General features: G+C 54.0%; 14 protein-coding genes. 10 read left to right on the top strand and 4 right to left on the bottom strand.

Annotation, left to right across the window (positions count from 1 at the left end; all coding sequences use genetic code 11):
• Positions 1–10 precede the first annotated feature (10 nt).
• Together FDW97_RS07355 and dusC are read left to right on the top strand one after the other, a co-directional pair.
• Complete coding sequence (locus FDW97_RS07355; RefSeq protein ID WP_085047880.1) at positions 11–1,204, top strand: 3-hydroxybenzoate 6-monooxygenase; 1,194 nt, start codon at positions 11–13, stop codon at positions 1,202–1,204.
• Between the two features lie 61 nt (positions 1,205–1,265).
• The gene (gene dusC, locus FDW97_RS07350; RefSeq protein WP_087855920.1) at positions 1,266–2,210 is read left to right on the top strand and encodes a tRNA dihydrouridine(16) synthase DusC; all 945 of its coding nucleotides are present in this window, start codon (positions 1,266–1,268) and stop codon (positions 2,208–2,210) included.
• 257 nt (positions 2,211–2,467) lie between these two features.
• Here the strand turns inward: dusC and FDW97_RS07340 are convergent, their stop codons facing one another.
• Positions 2,468–3,202, bottom strand: coding sequence for a class I SAM-dependent methyltransferase (locus FDW97_RS07340; RefSeq protein WP_087855922.1), 735 nt, complete (start codon positions 3,200–3,202; stop codon positions 2,468–2,470).
• A 169-nt stretch (positions 3,203–3,371) separates the two neighbouring features.
• On the opposite strand from FDW97_RS07340, the gene mdtQ reads away from it, so the two are divergent.
• Entirely contained in the window at positions 3,372–4,811 is a 1,440-nt protein-coding gene (mdtQ, locus tag FDW97_RS07335) for a multidrug resistance outer membrane protein MdtQ (RefSeq protein ID WP_038641958.1), read from the top strand.
• A 24-nt stretch (positions 4,812–4,835) separates the two neighbouring features.
• Here the strand turns inward: mdtQ and FDW97_RS07330 are convergent, their stop codons facing one another.
• Entirely contained in the window at positions 4,836–5,408 is a 573-nt protein-coding gene (locus FDW97_RS07330) for a DedA family protein (RefSeq protein ID WP_038641956.1), read from the bottom strand.
• Positions 5,409–5,718: 310 nt separating this feature from the next.
• Between FDW97_RS07330 and FDW97_RS07325 the strand changes: the two genes are divergently transcribed.
• On the top strand, positions 5,719–6,306 hold the full coding sequence (locus FDW97_RS07325; RefSeq protein ID WP_038641953.1) for a Yip1 family protein: 588 nt from the start codon (positions 5,719–5,721) through the stop codon (positions 6,304–6,306).
• A gap of 181 nt (positions 6,307–6,487) precedes the next feature.
• A complete protein-coding gene (pbpG, locus tag FDW97_RS07320) occupies positions 6,488–7,435 on the top strand; it encodes a D-alanyl-D-alanine endopeptidase (RefSeq protein ID WP_038641951.1) in 948 nt (315 codons plus the stop codon).
• 64 nt (positions 7,436–7,499) lie between these two features.
• On the opposite strand, the gene dld is transcribed toward pbpG, so the two are convergent.
• On the bottom strand, positions 7,500–9,209 hold the full coding sequence (gene dld, locus FDW97_RS07315) for a D-lactate dehydrogenase (RefSeq protein WP_042307352.1): 1,710 nt from the start codon (positions 9,207–9,209) through the stop codon (positions 7,500–7,502).
• Positions 9,210–9,441: 232 nt separating this feature from the next.
• Here dld and bglX point away from each other — a divergent pair, with 232 nt between their 5' ends.
• The 5 genes from bglX (at position 9,442) to FDW97_RS07290 (ending at position 15,715) form a co-directional block, all read left to right on the top strand.
• Positions 9,442–11,739 (top strand): beta-glucosidase BglX, encoded by a 2,298-nt coding sequence (gene bglX, locus FDW97_RS07310; RefSeq protein ID WP_087855924.1) that lies wholly within the window; start codon positions 9,442–9,444, stop codon positions 11,737–11,739.
• 221 nt (positions 11,740–11,960) lie between these two features.
• On the top strand, positions 11,961–12,878 hold the full coding sequence (locus tag FDW97_RS07305; RefSeq protein ID WP_137350836.1) for an ABC transporter substrate-binding protein: 918 nt from the start codon (positions 11,961–11,963) through the stop codon (positions 12,876–12,878).
• A 15-nt stretch (positions 12,879–12,893) separates the two neighbouring features.
• On the top strand, positions 12,894–14,060 hold the full coding sequence (locus tag FDW97_RS07300; RefSeq protein ID WP_121529280.1) for an ABC transporter permease: 1,167 nt from the start codon (positions 12,894–12,896) through the stop codon (positions 14,058–14,060).
• Positions 14,053–15,000, top strand: a complete 948-nt coding sequence (locus tag FDW97_RS07295; RefSeq protein ID WP_110497424.1) for an ABC transporter ATP-binding protein — start codon at positions 14,053–14,055, stop codon at positions 14,998–15,000. Before FDW97_RS07300 ends, FDW97_RS07295 begins: the two co-directional genes overlap by 8 nt.
• Entirely contained in the window at positions 14,984–15,715 is a 732-nt protein-coding gene (locus tag FDW97_RS07290) for an ABC transporter permease (protein ID WP_110497426.1), read from the top strand. Before FDW97_RS07295 ends, FDW97_RS07290 begins: the two co-directional genes overlap by 17 nt.
• On the opposite strand, the gene FDW97_RS07285 is transcribed toward FDW97_RS07290, so the two are convergent.
• Positions 15,696–15,803 carry a protein YohO gene (locus FDW97_RS07285; RefSeq protein ID WP_003027354.1) on the bottom strand — a complete coding sequence of 36 codons (108 nt, stop codon included), beginning with the start codon at positions 15,801–15,803 and terminating at the stop codon, positions 15,696–15,698. The two genes, FDW97_RS07290 and FDW97_RS07285, sit on opposite strands and share 20 nt — an antisense overlap.
• Positions 15,804–15,815 lie beyond the last annotated feature (12 nt).

The following is a 15,815-nucleotide window of genomic DNA, read 5'->3' as shown; positions in this document are numbered from 1 at the left end:
GAGAACGACAATGGCTAAAGTGACACGCGCAATTATCGTGGGTGGTGGGATTGGCGGCGCGGCGACCGCGTTATCGCTGGCCCGTCAGGGAATCAAAGTGATGTTGCTGGAGAAAGCGCATGAGATTGGCGAAATCGGCGCGGGCATTCAGCTCGGGCCAAACGCGTTCTCTGCTCTCGACAGCCTTGGCGTGGGAGAGGTTGCCCGCCAGCGCGCCGTTTTTACCGATCATATCACCATGATGGATGCGGTAAATGCGCAGGAAGTCGTGCGTATTGAAACCGGACAGGCGTTCCGCGATCACTTTGGCGGTCCTTATGCGGTTATCCATCGGGTGGATATTCATGCTTCTGTGTGGGAAGCGGCGCTGGTTCATCCCAACGTTGAGTATCGCACTTCAACTAACGTGGTTGATATTCGCCAGACCGAGAATGACGTGACGGTATTTGACGAGCATGGCAACAGCTGGACGGCAGATATTTTGGTCGGCTGTGACGGTGTGAAGTCGGTTGTCCGTCAGTCTCTGATTGGCGATGCGCCACGCGTGACCGGGCACGTGGTCTACCGCGCTGTAATTGATTGCGATGATATGCCGGAAGATTTGCGCATTAACGCGCCGGTGCTGTGGGCCGGACCGCACTGTCACCTGGTGCACTATCCGCTGCGCGGCGGCAAACAATACAATCTGGTGGTGACCTTTCATAGTCGTCAGCAGGAAGAGTGGGGCGTGAAGGATGGCAGTAAAGAGGAGGTGCTCTCCTATTTTGCCGGTATTCATCCACGTCCGCGCCAGATGCTGGATAAACCGACATCATGGCGGCGCTGGTCCACCGCTGACCGCGAGCCGGTCGAGAAATGGGGTACCGACCGCATTACGCTGGTGGGTGATGCCGCGCACCCGGTGGCGCAATATATGGCGCAGGGAGCCTGTATGGCGTTGGAGGATGCCGTCACGCTTGGTAAGGCGTTACAGCAGTGTGACGGCGATGCGGCTGATGCCTTTGCCCTGTATGAGTCGGTGCGCATTCCGCGTACGGCGCGGATTGTCTGGTCGACGCGCGAAATGGGCCGCGTTTATCACGCCGCGGGCGTCGAGCGCCAGGTGCGTAATCTGCTGTGGAAAGGTAAATCACAGGCGGAGTTTTATCGCGGTATGGAGTGGCTGTACGGCTGGAAAGAAGATAACTGTCTGTTGCCGCGCTGAGCCTCTTTAATCTCCCGAACGGAGGCGCTACCATAGCGCCTCTTTTTTTGCGGGTGACGATATGCGTGTTTTACTGGCGCCGATGGAAGGCGTGCTCGATTCCCTGGTGCGCGAGCTGCTGACTGAAGTGAATGATTACGATCTGTGCATCACGGAGTTTGTGCGCGTGGTGGATCAGCTCCTGCCGGCAAAAGTATTTCACCGGCTCTGCCCGGAACTGCATAACAACAGCCGCACGCCATCCGGCACGCGGGTGCGCATACAGCTGTTGGGCCAGTACCCGCAGTGGCTGGCGGAGAACGCCGCGCGCGCGGTCGAACTGGGATCGTACGGTGTCGATCTGAACTGCGGTTGCCCGTCGAAGCTGGTCAACGGCAGCGGCGGTGGCGCGACGTTATTGAAAGATCCTGAGCTCATCTACCGCGGCGCAAAAGCCATGCGCGAGGCTGTGCCGGACCCTCTCCCGGTGACGGTGAAAGTACGTCTGGGCTGGGACAACAGCGACCGGCAGTTTGAAATTGCCGATGCCGTCCAGCAGGCTGGTGCCAGTGAACTGGTGGTGCATGGTCGTACCAAAGAGCAGGGCTATAAGGCCGAGCATATTAACTGGCAGGCGATTGGCGAAATTCGCCAGCGACTTACCATTCCGGTTATCGCAAATGGTGAAATCTGGGACTGGCAGAGCGCCCAGGATTGTATGGCCATCAGCGGATGCGATGCGGTGATGATCGGTCGTGGTGCGTTAAATATCCCGAACCTGAGTCGCGTGGTGAAGTACAACGAGCCGCGTATGCCGTGGCCTGACGTCGTGATGCTGCTGCAAAAATATACCCGTCTCGAAAAGCAGGGTGACACGGGGTTGTATCATGTGGCGCGTATTAAGCAGTGGTTAGGGTATTTGCGTAAAGAATATTCAGAAGCCACGGCGTTGTTTCAGGAGATTCGCGCGTTAAACAATTCGCCGGATATCGCTCGGGCGATTCAGGCCATCGAGATTACCGCCTGACGTCAGTTCTGGTAGGCCGGATAAGGCGTTTACGCCGCCATCCGGCATCAGAGAGAATAATCGCCTGACATTTCTGCTATCAGGCCTGGGCTAAAAGACAACATCAGAAAATCATCTTAAACACGCCGGTTACCACCAACAGTCCAATCAGAAAAATAATTAGAATAATCCACAGCAGAATTTTCATTAACTTTCCTTTTTTTGGTAAATTCAGATTGAGTATAGGAAAGTATCAACTATTCTGCCTGGCGGCGCTGTTATGCGGGTTTACGTGCGCTTAGCAGAAACACCATTGGCCGCTCTTTTTCTTCATCCAGCGCCGGGTTTTCAGCAATCTGCTGAGCAGAGGGTCCCCATTCATCAACACACACAATGTCGAATCCGGCGGCAATGAGCGCGTTAATCCAGGTCGCCAGCTTGCGGTGCTGTTTTTTAACGCCTTCAGCAAACCAGTTACTGATACGCTCGCCTTCTTGTTGGTAATGATTAACCGGCCAGGACAGCTGCCCGGTTTTGTCTTTTATCCAGCCCTGGTTAAGCGGTGCGGTATAAATGGGGTGCTCGGCAGAGAAAACCAACATGCCTCCCGGTGTTAATGCCTGGTAAATCGTTACGAATAATCGTTCAATATCGTGTAAATAGTGCAGGGCAAGGGAGCTATACGCCAGGTCGAAAGACGCCGGCGAGAGCGTAAGCGTTTCGAGATCTTCACGGCGATAGACGATGCCATTGCCGTGAGTCATATTATGCGCCTGGGTTAACATCTTTTGTGAGATATCCAGCCCCACGACGCTGGCGGCATGATTATCGCGCGCGTAGCGACAAAACCAGCCATATCCGCAGCCCAAATCGAGAATGTTTTTACCCTGCAGAGCGGGGAGCATAGCCTGTATTGCTGGCCATTCCGGTGCGCCATCAAGTCCTTTTACTGAACGATCCAGCGTGGCATATCCGGCAAAGAATTCCGGGTCGTCATAAATATTCTGTGACATAAGGTTTCCATCTATAAATTATTAAAATTATTTAATCTGTATTATTTGTGTGGTGTATATTTTTCTGATTATATATTTTTATTGCCAAAGATGTATTGCCACGCGTAACTAAAAAAGTAACAGCGACAAGTCGTACTCTCTGCGCATCTTTTCTTACCTGTATATCTCCATGAATCGTAATTCTGTTTTTGCCGCGACGGCATTGTTGCCCCTTTTTATTCTCATGGCTGGCTGTGCGCCTATGCATGATGACCGTCAGTCTCTGTCGCAGCAGACCCCTGCTGCGAATGTCGATTCCGCATTACCTGCGGCGTTAAAAAATGGCTGGCCGGACAGCCAATGGTGGAAGGCATACCACGATCCTCAGCTTAATGCGCTGATTGACAGCACGTTGCGAAACTCTCCTGATATGCAGGTGGCGGAACAGCGCATTCAACTGGCGGAGGCGCAGGCGAAGGCCGTTGAGGCGCAGGATGGTCCGGAGATCGATTTTTCTGCGGACGTTGAGCGTCAGAGAATGTCAGCTGAAGGGCTGATGGGACCGTTTGCCATTACCGATCCTGCCGCCGGAACGACAGGCCCGTGGTACACCAACGGGACGTTTGGTTTAACCGCCGGCTGGAATCTGGATCTGTGGGGGAAAAATCGGGCCGAAGTGACGGCGCGTATTGGGGCCGTTAAAGCGCGTGAAGCTGAGCGTGAACAAACCCGCCAACTGCTGGCGAGCGGTGTTTCGCGTCTGTACTGGGAATGGCAGACGCAGGCGGCACTGAAAAGCGTGCTGACGCAGATTAAAAATGAGCAACAGAACGTGATAACTGTCGATCGTCAGCTGTATCAAAACGGCATTACCTCATCAGTGGAAGGCGTGGAGACCGATATCGATTCCAGTAAAACGGATCAGCAGCTGAACGATGTTAACGGCAAAATGAAAGTGATTGAGGCGCGGCTGAGCGCCCTGACTAATTCACAGTCTACCGTTCTGAAACTGCATACCAGTAAGTTACCTACCGTAGAAAGCCAGCTCCCGTCCCAGTTAGGCTATTCGCTGCTGGCCCGTCGACCGGATTTACAGGCCGCGCACTGGTATATTGAATCATCCCTGAGCAGCATTGATGCGGCCAAAGCCGCGTTTTATCCGGACGTGAATTTGATGGCGTTTTTACAACAAGATGCGTTACATCTGAGCGATCTGTTCCGCCATTCCGCGCAGCAGATGGGGGTCACAGCCGGACTCACGCTGCCTATTTTCGACAGCGGCAGATTGAATGCCAATCTTGATATCACCAAAGCGCAAAGCAACCTGACGGTGGCGAATTACAACAAAGCCGTGGTAGATGCGGTGAATGACGTGGCGCGTGCCGCATCGCAGGTGGAAACACTGGCGCAGAAGAATCAGCATCAGCAGCAGATCGAACATGATGCACAGCGTGTGGTGGGACTTGCGCAGGCGCGATTTAACGCCGGTATTATCGCGGGTTCCCGGGTCAGCGAAGCAAAGATCCCGGCGTTACGTGAGCAGTGTAACGGTCTGGTATTGCAAGGCCAGTGGCTGGATGCTTCCATTCAGTTGACCAGCGCGCTGGGCGGCGGTTACCACGCGTCGTAACACACCTGCCCGGTAGATGCCGCTCTACCGGGCCGTCTTCTTGCTGCTGCGTTTTTTCAACCACCAGCGCGCGCCTACCACCAGTACAATCACCAGAACCAGCCATATCCAGTGCTTAATGTGCTGGTCGAGATTGTGCAGCCACGGCGCGATGACTTCTCCCCCCACATAACCCAGAGTGGTAAATATCAGCGCCCACACCAGCGCCCCGAGAATATTGAGCGGTAAAAAGATCTTCGGTGGCAGGTGACTGGCGCCAATCAACAAAGGGCCAATAACGCGAAAACCGTACATAAAACGCGTGCCGACCACGAACAGATAAGGACGCCGTTGGATCATCTTCTGCGCGTAATCAATTTTTGCCTGATGACGCGAAAAACGCCGCAGAATTTTGCCGCCAAAACGACGTCCGAGTAAATAGAGCAACTGATCGCCAATCATCCCGCCCAGCGCGACGGAGAGCACCACCAGCGGAAATTTAAGTACTCCCTGATGGGCCGCGACGCCGCCTAACAGGGTAATGGTTTCCCCTTCAGCCAGACTGCCAATCACTAATGCGGCATAGCCGTATTGCGCAACATAATGATTTATATCCATACGATTGTATGACCTCCACCGCTTATAGCATACACCCTATGAATACTTGATGCCGGAAAAGCCGCGCCGTAGCGATCTAATGCTTGTCAGTTAAGTATTATGAAGGACATGTGATTCTGGCTCAGGGTTCCGTTCACCTCCGCGGTGTCATTTCTCTTCACAGGCAGTATCGTTTCAGAGAAGTGATAAACATTGGGTGAACGTAACAATACGCCGTAGCGATCCGGTATTTTCTCTGTGTACATAAAATAATCAAAAGCTGAATTATACTTGAAGTGTTGAGGTCCGGAGCTGACAAGAAGGGGGCGGTATGAACCATGTCTGGGGGCTGTTTTCCCATCCCGATCGTGAAATGCACGTGATCAACAGCGAAAACGAAAGCGTTTCGCATCACTATACCCATCATGTACTGCTGATGGCGGCAATCCCGGTTGTTTGCGCGTTTATCGGTACCACACAAATCGGCTGGAATTTTGGTGACGGCAACATACTGCAGTTATCCCTGTTGACCGGACTGGCGCTGGCCATTCTGTTTTACGGCGTGATGCTGGCGGGCGTGGCTGTCATGGGCCGGGTTATCTGGTGGATGGCGCGAAATTACCCGCAGCGTCCATCGCTGGCGCACTGTATGGTCTTTGCCGGATATGTCGCGACTCCGCTGTTTTTAAGCGGTCTGGTCGCCCTTTATCCGCTGGTCTGGCTGTGTGCGTTGGTGGGAACTATCGCGCTGTTTTACACCGGTTATTTACTCTATCTCGGTATTCCAACGTTCCTGAATATCACTCGTGAGGAAGGGTTAAGTTTTTCCAGTTCCACGCTGGCTATTGGTGTGCTGGTACTGGAGGTTCTGCTGGCGATTACGGTAATCCTGTGGGGTTACGGCTATCGCTTATTCTGACCTGTAAAACGCCTCTGCGCTGCGTTGTTGACGTAAAAGTCAGCAACGCAGCATTTCGAGACGATTATCCTGTAGCGGCAAACCTGCCGGATCGCTATGATGCCTGAGCTAGCCTGAGAAAATACTTAATCTCGGGCGGTGTGCGTTGTGACGTGCGTGAACCCTTATCAGAAATCTCATCATGCTGAAATTCCGAGTTTCATTATTAAGCCTTGCCCTGGTGCTGGCCGTTCCTTTTGCACCCCAAGCCGTGGCGAAAACGGCACCTACCGTAGCGGCTTCTCAACCTGAGATAGCGTCCGGTAGCGCGATGATTGTTGATCTGAATACCAACAAGGTTATCTATTCGAACCATCCGGATCTGGTGCGTCCGATTGCGTCGATTACCAAATTAATGACGGCGATGGTGGTGCTTGATGCGCGACTGCCGCTGGATGAAAAGCTGAAAGTTGATATCAGCCAGACGCCTGAGATGAAAGGAATTTACTCTCGCGTACGGCTGAACAGTGTAATCAGCCGTAAAGACATGCTGTTACTGGCGCTGATGTCATCTGAAAACCGTGCGGCAGCCAGTCTGGCGCATCATTACCCTGGCGGCTATAACGCGTTTATCAAGGCGATGAATGCGAAAGCGAAAGCGCTGGGCATGACCCATACCCGTTTTGTGGAGCCGACCGGGTTATCGATTCATAACGTCTCAACCGCGCGTGATTTAACGAAGTTACTGATTGCCAGCAAACAGTATCCGCTGATTGGTCAGCTAAGTACTACGCGTGAAGATATGGCGACGTTTGCCAATCCGGCATATACATTGCCGTTCCGTAATACCAACCATCTGGTGTATCGCGATAACTGGAATATTCAGTTAACTAAAACCGGGTTTACCAATGCGGCGGGCCACTGTCTGGTGATGCGTACGGTGATTAATAACAAACCGGTGGCGCTGGTGGTGATGGATGCTTTTGGGAAATATACCCACTTTGCCGATGCCAGCCGTTTACGCACCTGGATTGAAACCGGCAAGGTGATGCCGGTTCCGGCGGCGGCGCTGAGCTACAAAAAGCAAAAAGCGGCGCAGATGGCGGCGGCAGGTTCAGCTACGGGTGAGCAAACCGCGCAGAACGATTAAACCGTCGGCCGGGCAAGCGAAGCGCCCCCGGCAACGTGCCCGATGGCGCTTATGCTTATCGGGCCTACGACTCTTTCCAGAACTTCTGCTTACTCGTTTTCCCAATACCCGGGTTCATACTGTTGGTGGGGTCATTCTCGCGGTAAAAGCGGGTTAATGTTTCCGGCGCCTGGTACAGATGCCCGACGTTATGCTCCGCCGGATACTGTGCCCCACGCTCGCGAAGTAACTCCAGCATCTGCTCTTTCAGCGCATGGGCATCCACGCCTTTTTTGACGATGTAATCCTGATGGAATACATAGCACATAAAATGCCCGTAATAGAGCTTGTGCACCAGTTGGCTGTCGATTTCTGGCGGCAGATGTTCATACCATTCGGTGTCGTTACGACGCAGCGCGATATCCAGCGCCAGAATATCTTCCACCTCATCCGCATGAACGGCCTGATAACGAATAGCTGCGCCAGCCGCCGCAAAGCGGTGCAGGAATGCCTTGCTGCCTTCTTCCGGCGTACAGGCAAAGAAGTCGCCCTCGGCCGTTTTGAAAAACTCATTTAGCCAGTTTTGCGCTTCAGCCACGCCGCCACCGGCCATTTTTAACAGCAGGTGATGCTCGTATTTGTCGCGCCAGCTTTTCATACGCGCCGGTAAGTGGCTGGGGAATAAATGGCCAAACTTCTGCATCGCCCGGTCGGTGAAGTGCGGACGGAAAAATTTCACTTTTTCCAGCATCGCATCGGTGCGACCTTTCAGGGTGAAGAAAAACGGCATTTTGTCGGTGCCGAGTTTGTCGATCATCAGGAACGTATCTTTACCGTACTGCTCTGCAATGTCGTAAATATCGCGATGCATATATTCACCGGCAACCGGCAGATGCTCAAACTTCGCCAGAATATGACGGCGGATCTCCGTCAACACCTCTGGCTGGTTGGTGCCGATATAAAAGACCTGCTGATTTTTTTCGGCTTCGAAAGTGTCCAGACGCACGGCGAAAACCGCGAGCTTTCCGGCACAACCGGAAGATTCAAACAAGCGGTCCGGGTCGGCGTTATAGCGTGCGGGCGTGTCCGCCTCAATATCTCTGACGCGGGTCACGTAGTCGTGATCGTGCGCATGACGTCCGTCGTGGCGAACATCGTCATCTTTGATGCGCTCGTCATCGAGTTTGCTAAGGATCTGCTCTGGGGTTTGGCCAAGCTCGATGCCCAGATGGTTAACCAGCTGTAATTTGCCCTGTTCATCAATACGCGCAAACAGCGACATCTCCGTGTAGGCCGGGCCTCGTTGCACCAGCGAGCCGCCGGAGTTGTTACAAATGCCGCCAATCACGGAAGCACCGATGCAGGAAGAACCGATCACTGAATGCGGTTCACGACCAAAAGGTTTGAGCGCTTTTTCCAGCGAATAGAGCGTTGTTCCAGGCCAGGCCAGCACCTGTTCGCCTTTGCCGATGACGTGCAGCTTATCAAGACGCAGGGTGCTGATAATAACAATCTCACGGTCGTAATCATTGCCGCTTGGCGTAGAGCCTTCGGTCAGGCCGGTATTGGCGGCCTGCATCAGAATGATTTTGTCTGCGGCGACACAGGCGTTCAGGACGCGCCACAGTTCTAAAAGCGAGCCCGGGAAAACGACGGCGAGCGCATCGCCCTGGCCGGAGCGGAATCCCTTGCGATAGCGGGCGGTTTTAGCGGGTTCAGTGAGCAGGTGCGAATGACCCACCAGGCGGGTCAGTTCATTCAGGAAAGCTTTATTATCTGTTGTAATGGAAGACATTCTCCACTCCTTGTGGTGGGACTCAATATCAGGAACAAGCATAGCGCTTTGTATGACAATACGCTTTCTCATTCATATTGTCTCTGGCTTGTCTTTCATTGATTCACGCTGGTTTTGAAAATTAGGAGAATAACCTTAGCTTTCTTTAGCGCTCCCGTTTAGTCTTACGGCAAATTGCGGTTTTTGTTATATTTTCGCTGATGCGTCAGGAAAAAATAAAGAGAGAATCAACATGAAATGGCTATGTTCTGTAGGTGTTGCGGTGAGTCTGGCGGTGCAACCCGCGCTGGCGGACACTCTGTTTGGTAACCATCCGCTGACGCCAGAAGCGCGGGATGCGTTTGTTACCGATTTACTCAAACAGATGACCGTGGATGAGAAAATTGGTCAATTACGCTTAATCAGCGTCGGGCCTGATAATCCGAAGGAAGCCATCCGCGAGATGATCAAAGACGGGCAGGTTGGGGCTATTTTTAACACCGTCACACGCCAGGATATCCGCAAAATGCAGGATCAGGTGATGGAACTCAGCCGCCTGAAAATTCCTCTCTTTTTTGCCTACGACGTATTGCACGGCCAGCGTACCGTGTTCCCGATAAGCCTCGGTCTGGCGTCCTCCTTTAATCTCGATGCGGTCAGAACCGTCGGTCGCGTTTCAGCGTATGAAGCCGCTGACGATGGCCTGAACATGACCTGGGCGCCGATGGTTGATGTCTCCCGCGATCCGCGCTGGGGCCGGGCATCGGAAGGGTTTGGCGAAGACACGTATTTGACCGCCACAATGGGTAAAACCATGGTGGAAGCGATGCAGGGGAAAAGCCCGGCCGATCGCTATTCGGTGATGACCAGCGTCAAGCACTTCGCTGCTTATGGTGCGGTAGAGGGCGGGAAAGAGTACAACACCGTCGATATGAGCCCGCAGCGTCTGTTTAACGACTACATGCCGCCGTACAAAGCCGGGCTGGATGCCGGTAGCGGCGCGGTGATGGTAGGACTTAATTCACTCAACGGTACGCCGGCGACGTCGGATGCATGGCTGCTGAAAGACGTGCTGCGCGATGAGTGGGGCTTTAAAGGCATCACCGTTTCCGATCACGGCGCGATTAAGGAACTGATTAAGCACGGTACGGCCTCCGATCCTGAGGATGCGGTACGCGTGGCTATCAAGTCCGGTATCAACATGAGTATGAGCGATGAGTATTACAGCAAATACCTGCCGGGGCTGATTAAATCAGGCAAAGTGACGATGGCGGAGCTTGACGACGCTGCGCGTCACGTGCTGAACGTGAAATATGATATGGGGCTGTTTAACGATCCGTACAGCCATCTGGGAGCCAAAGAGTCTGACCCGGTGGATACCAACGCCGAAAGCCGCCTGCACCGTAAAGAAGCGCGTGAAGTGGCGCGTGAAAGCCTGGTGCTGCTGAAAAACCGCCTCGACACGCTGCCGCTGAAAAAATCCGCTACCGTGGCGGTTGTCGGGCCACTGGCCGACAGCAAGCGTGATGTGATGGGCAGTTGGTCCGCAGCGGGGGTTGCCGATCAGTCGGTAACGGTGCTGACGGGGATTAAAAATGCCATTGGCGAGCAGGGCAAAGTGATATACGCCAAAGGGGCGAATATCACCAACGATAAAGGCATTGTCGACTTCCTGAACCTGTATGAAGAGGCGGTGAAAGTTGATCCGCGTTCGCCGCAGGCGATGATTGATGAAGCCGTTAACGCGGCGAAACAGTCTGATGTGGTGGTTGCGGTGGTCGGTGAGGCACAGGGAATGGCGCATGAAGCCTCCAGTCGTACGGACATTACTATTCCGCAGAGCCAACGCGACCTGATTGCCGCGCTGAAAGCAACGGGCAAACCGCTGGTGCTGGTGCTGATGAACGGACGTCCGCTGGCGCTGGTTAAGGAAGATCAACAGGCTGATGCGATCCTCGAAACCTGGTTTGCCGGGACGGAAGGCGGTAACGCCATCGCCGATGTGTTGTTTGGCGATTACAACCCATCAGGCAAGCTGCCGATGTCTTTCCCACGCTCTGTCGGACAGATTCCGGTCTATTACAGCCATCTCAATACCGGTCGTCCGTATAACGCCGATAAGCCGAATAAGTACACCTCGCGTTATTTTGACGAGGCAAACGGTCCGTTGTATCCCTTTGGCTATGGCCTGAGCTACACCACCTTTACCGTTTCGGATGTGAAACTCTCTGCACCGACGATGAAACGTGACGGGACTGTGACGGCCAGCGTCCAGGTGACCAACACCGGCAAGCGCGAAGGTGCCACGGTGATTCAGATGTATTTGCAGGATGTGACCGCTTCAATGAGCCGTCCGGTAAAACAGCTGAAAGGCTTTGAGAAAGTGAATCTTAAACCGGGTGAAACGCAGACTGTCAGCTTCCCGATTGATATCGAAGCGCTGAAATTCTGGAACCAGCGTATGAAATACGATGCTGAACCGGGTAAATTTAACGTCTTTATCGGCGTGGATTCCGCCAGAGTGAAGCAGGGTGAATTTGAACTGCTGTAGTTGATGAAGAAAGCCACGCATCATGCCTGATGGCGCAATGCTTATCTGGTCTATGAAATAACGCTATCCGGCAAATTCACTTTGGGTTTGCCGGATTTTTTTCGCCTTACTGCTAATTACTCTCAGTGTTACTACCCAATTGCCAGGTTAAGGCCTGATTTTTCGACTATGCTTTTTCCTCAAGTCTCTGAAAAGGGCCGCAAAAGGATGAGGAGCACAGCATGATAATCTCAAAGTTTGGGGTAGGGTCGTTGGCATTTTTAGCCGCGATAAGTATGCCCTTGCAGGCCGCGTCGCCCGTTACGGTTGGGTCAAAAATTGATACTGAAGGGGCGCTGCTCGGTAACATTATTTTGCAAGTGCTCGAAAGCCATGGTGTGAAAACCGTCAATAAAGTGCAACTGGGGACTACGCCAGTGGTGCGTGGCGCGATTACATCCGGCGAGCTGGATATCTACCCGGAATATACCGGCAATGGCGCCTTCTTCTTTAAAGATGAGAATGATCCGGCGTGGAAAAATGCGCAGGCTGGTTTCGACAAAGTGAAAAAGCTGGACGCAGAGAAAAATAAACTGGTCTGGCTAACGCCTGCGCCCGCCAACAATACCTGGACCATTGCGGTCCGCCAGGATGTCGCCGAAAAGAATAAACTGGTTTCGCTTGCAGACTTAGGGCGCTACCTCAAGGAGGGGGGCACTTTCAAACTGGCCGCCTCTGCGGAGTTTATCGAACGTGCGGACGCGCTGCCAGCGTTTGAAAAAGCCTATGATTTTAAACTGAATCAGAATCAGCTTTTATCACTGGCCGGGGGGGATACCGCCGTGACGATTAAAGCCGCAGCGCAGCAAACCTCCGGCGTCAATGCCGCGATGGCCTACGGCACCGATGGTCCGGTCGCCGCGCTGGGGCTGCAAACGTTAAGCGATCCGCAAGGCGTTCAGCCGATTTATGCGCCTGCGCCAGTGGTACGTGAGTCGGTACTCAAGGACTATCCGCAAATGGAAGAATGGCTGCAGCCTGTTTTTGCCAGTCTGGATGAAAAAACGCTCCAGCAGCTTAACGCCAGTATTGCTGTAGAGGGGCTGGATGCAAAAAAAGTTGCGGCAGATTATCTGAAGCAAAAAGGATGGGTTAAGTAACGGAATTTACGGCGGGTGGGTGTTTTGTCCAATATCTCGGTTAATCGGGTGCTGTTGCTGCTGGTTCTTCTTACCTTCGCAGCAGCTGCGCTTCCTTTCATTAGCTATGCTCCCAATCGCCTGGTTTCCGGCGAAGGTCGTCAACTCTGGGATATCAGGCCCGACATGGCGTGGGGACTGGCGGTGGCCTGTCTGCTACTGTTTCTTCTGTGCTTTGTGTCGGGCAAACCCGGCAATATATTGACGCTTGTTATCAGCCAGCTGTTGGTGATTGCGGCGCTGGTAACCGCAGGTACAACGGCAACGTATCTGGCGCAGACGGGCAGTACGTTGGCCAGAACCAGTCTTGGCTCCGGGTTCTGGCTGGGTCTCGGATTCATGCTGCTGGCTGCCAGTGACGCCATTCGGCGCATCACCCGTCAGATGTTGTGGCGATGGGTGCTGCATGCGCAACTTTTTGTTATGCCGATAGTGTTATTACTGTCCGGCACGTTTAACGATCTTTCCCTGCTGAAAGAGTATGCCAACCGCCAGGATGTCTTTAACGACGCACTGGCGCAGCATCTGACTATTCTGTTTGGCACCGTGATACCCGCGCTATTCCTTGGTGTGCCGCTGGGCGTTTGGTGCTCTTTTTCTGACTCGCGTCAGGGACCCGTTTTCGCCGTACTGAACATTATCCAGACCATTCCCTCGGTGGCCTTGTTTGGCCTGTTGATTGCGCCGCTCGCTGGGTTGGTTAAGCATTTTCCCTGGTTAAGCTCACTCGGCGTTGCGGGAACCGGCCTGACACCCGCGCTTATTGCGTTGGTACTGTACGCGCTCTTACCGTTGGTACGTGGCGTGGTGGCTGGACTGAATCAGGTTCCACAGGATGTACTGGAAAGCGCCCGGGCGATGGGGATGAGCGCGCGTCAACGGTTTATCTCGGTGCAGTTGCCGCTGGCGCTGCCTGTCTTCTTGCGCAGTTTGCGGGTGGTGATGATCCAGACAGTAGGGATGGCGGTGATTGCCGCGCTGATCGGTGCCGGGGGTTTTGGCGCGCTGGTCTTTCAGGGATTGCTCAGTAGCGCCGTTGATTTAGTGCTGCTGGGCGTGATCCCGGTAGTTGTGCTGGCAGTGCTGATTGATGCGCTGTTTGATTTAGGGCTAGCGCTGCTGAAGGGAACGAATAATGATTGAATTTAGTCATGTCAGTAAAACCTACGGTCAGCAAAAAGCCGTCGACGACCTTAATCTGCATTTGGCGGAGGGGAGCTTTTCGGTGCTGATTGGCACGTCGGGTTCCGGGAAATCCACCACACTGAAGATGATCAATCGACTGGTCGAGCATGACCGCGGGCAGATTCTTTTTGCGGGCGAGGAGATTCGCAGTCTGCCGGTACTGGAATTAAGGCGGCGTATGGGGTACGCGATCCAGTCTATCGGTTTGTTCCCGCACTGGACCGTCGCGCAGAACATCGCCACCGTGCCGCAATTACAAAAGTGGTCGCGTTCGCGTATTGATGATCGCACAGATGAACTTATGGCGCTGTTGGGGCTGGAGGCGAGTTTGCGTCACCGTTATCCGCATCAGCTTTCCGGTGGGCAACAGCAGCGGGTCGGGGTTGCACGCGCGCTGGCGGCAGATCCGCAGGTGTTACTGATGGATGAGCCTTTTGGCGCGCTGGATCCCGTCACCCGCGGTGCGCTGCAGCAGGAGATGACCCGTATTCATCGTCTTCTGGGGCGTACCATTGTATTGGTGACGCATGATATCGACGAGGCGCTGAGGCTGGCGGAACATCTGGTCCTGATGGACGCGGGTAAGGTCGTGCAGCAAGGGACGCCGTTGTCGATGCTGACTGCGCCAGCGAACGATTTCGTACAAACGTTCTTTGGCCGCAGCGAACTGGGCGTACGGTTACTGTCGCTGCGTACGGTGGGGGATTTTATTCGTCGCGGCGAACATTCAGCCGGTGAGCCGCTGGTGGCTGAAATGACGCTGCGTGATGCGCTGTCGATGTTTGTGGCGCGGGGGTGCGATGTACTGCCGGTTGTGACGCCGCAGGGCGTGTCCTGCGGTACGCTTCACTTTCGCGATCTGCTTTCGGAGATGCCGCCCCGTGAAACGTCTTACTGATCCATTGCTGTGGCTGGTTGTCCTGTTCCTGATCCTGTTGGTCGGGTTGCCGCACAGTCAGACCCTGTTTAGTTCGTTGTTTCCAGAGTTGCCGCGTCCCGTGTATCAGCAGGAAAGTTTTACGGCGCTGGCGCTGAGTCATTTTGCACTGGTGGGAATATCGAGTCTTATCGCTGTACTCATCGGCACCGGCGCCGGGATTGCGGTAACCCGGCCCTGGGGGGCAGAGTTCAGACCGATGGTGGAAACTATCGCCGCCGTGGGGCAGACTTTTCCCCCGGTCGCGGTGCTGGCGATTGCCGTGCCGGTGATGGGATTTGGTCTTGAGCCGGCGGTTATCGCGCTGATCCTGTATGGCGTGTTACCGATCCTACAGGCAACCCTGGCGGGGTTGGGAGGCGTCTCTGCCAGCGTGATGGATATCGCCAGCGGGATGGGGATGAGTCGCTGGCAGCGCCTGCGTAAAGTGGAGTTGCCGCTGGCGGCACCGGTTATTCTGGCGGGGATCCGCACATCGGTGATCATTAATATCGGCACCGCAACGATAGCCTCAACCGTCGGGGCGAATACGCTGGGCACGCCGATAATTATCGGACTTAGCGGATTCAATACCGCCTATGTGATTCAGGGGGCGTTGCTGGTCGCGTTGGCGGCAGTAATTGTCGATCGCGGATTTGAGCGATTAGCGAGCTACCTTACCCGGCACGTAAAATGAAGGTGTAGCCTGCCAGCATGACGCCGCCGATACCGCCGATAGCCATCAGCAGGAAGAGGGTTATTACACCGATTTTAGCTGCGCTCATTGTGCACTCCTT

Source organism: Citrobacter sp. wls708, from assembly GCF_005281255.1.
GTDB lineage: Bacteria > Pseudomonadota > Gammaproteobacteria > Enterobacterales > Enterobacteriaceae > Citrobacter > Citrobacter werkmanii.
Note: the sequence above shows the minus strand (reverse complement) of the source record. Positions and strands in the feature narration are given on the sequence as shown.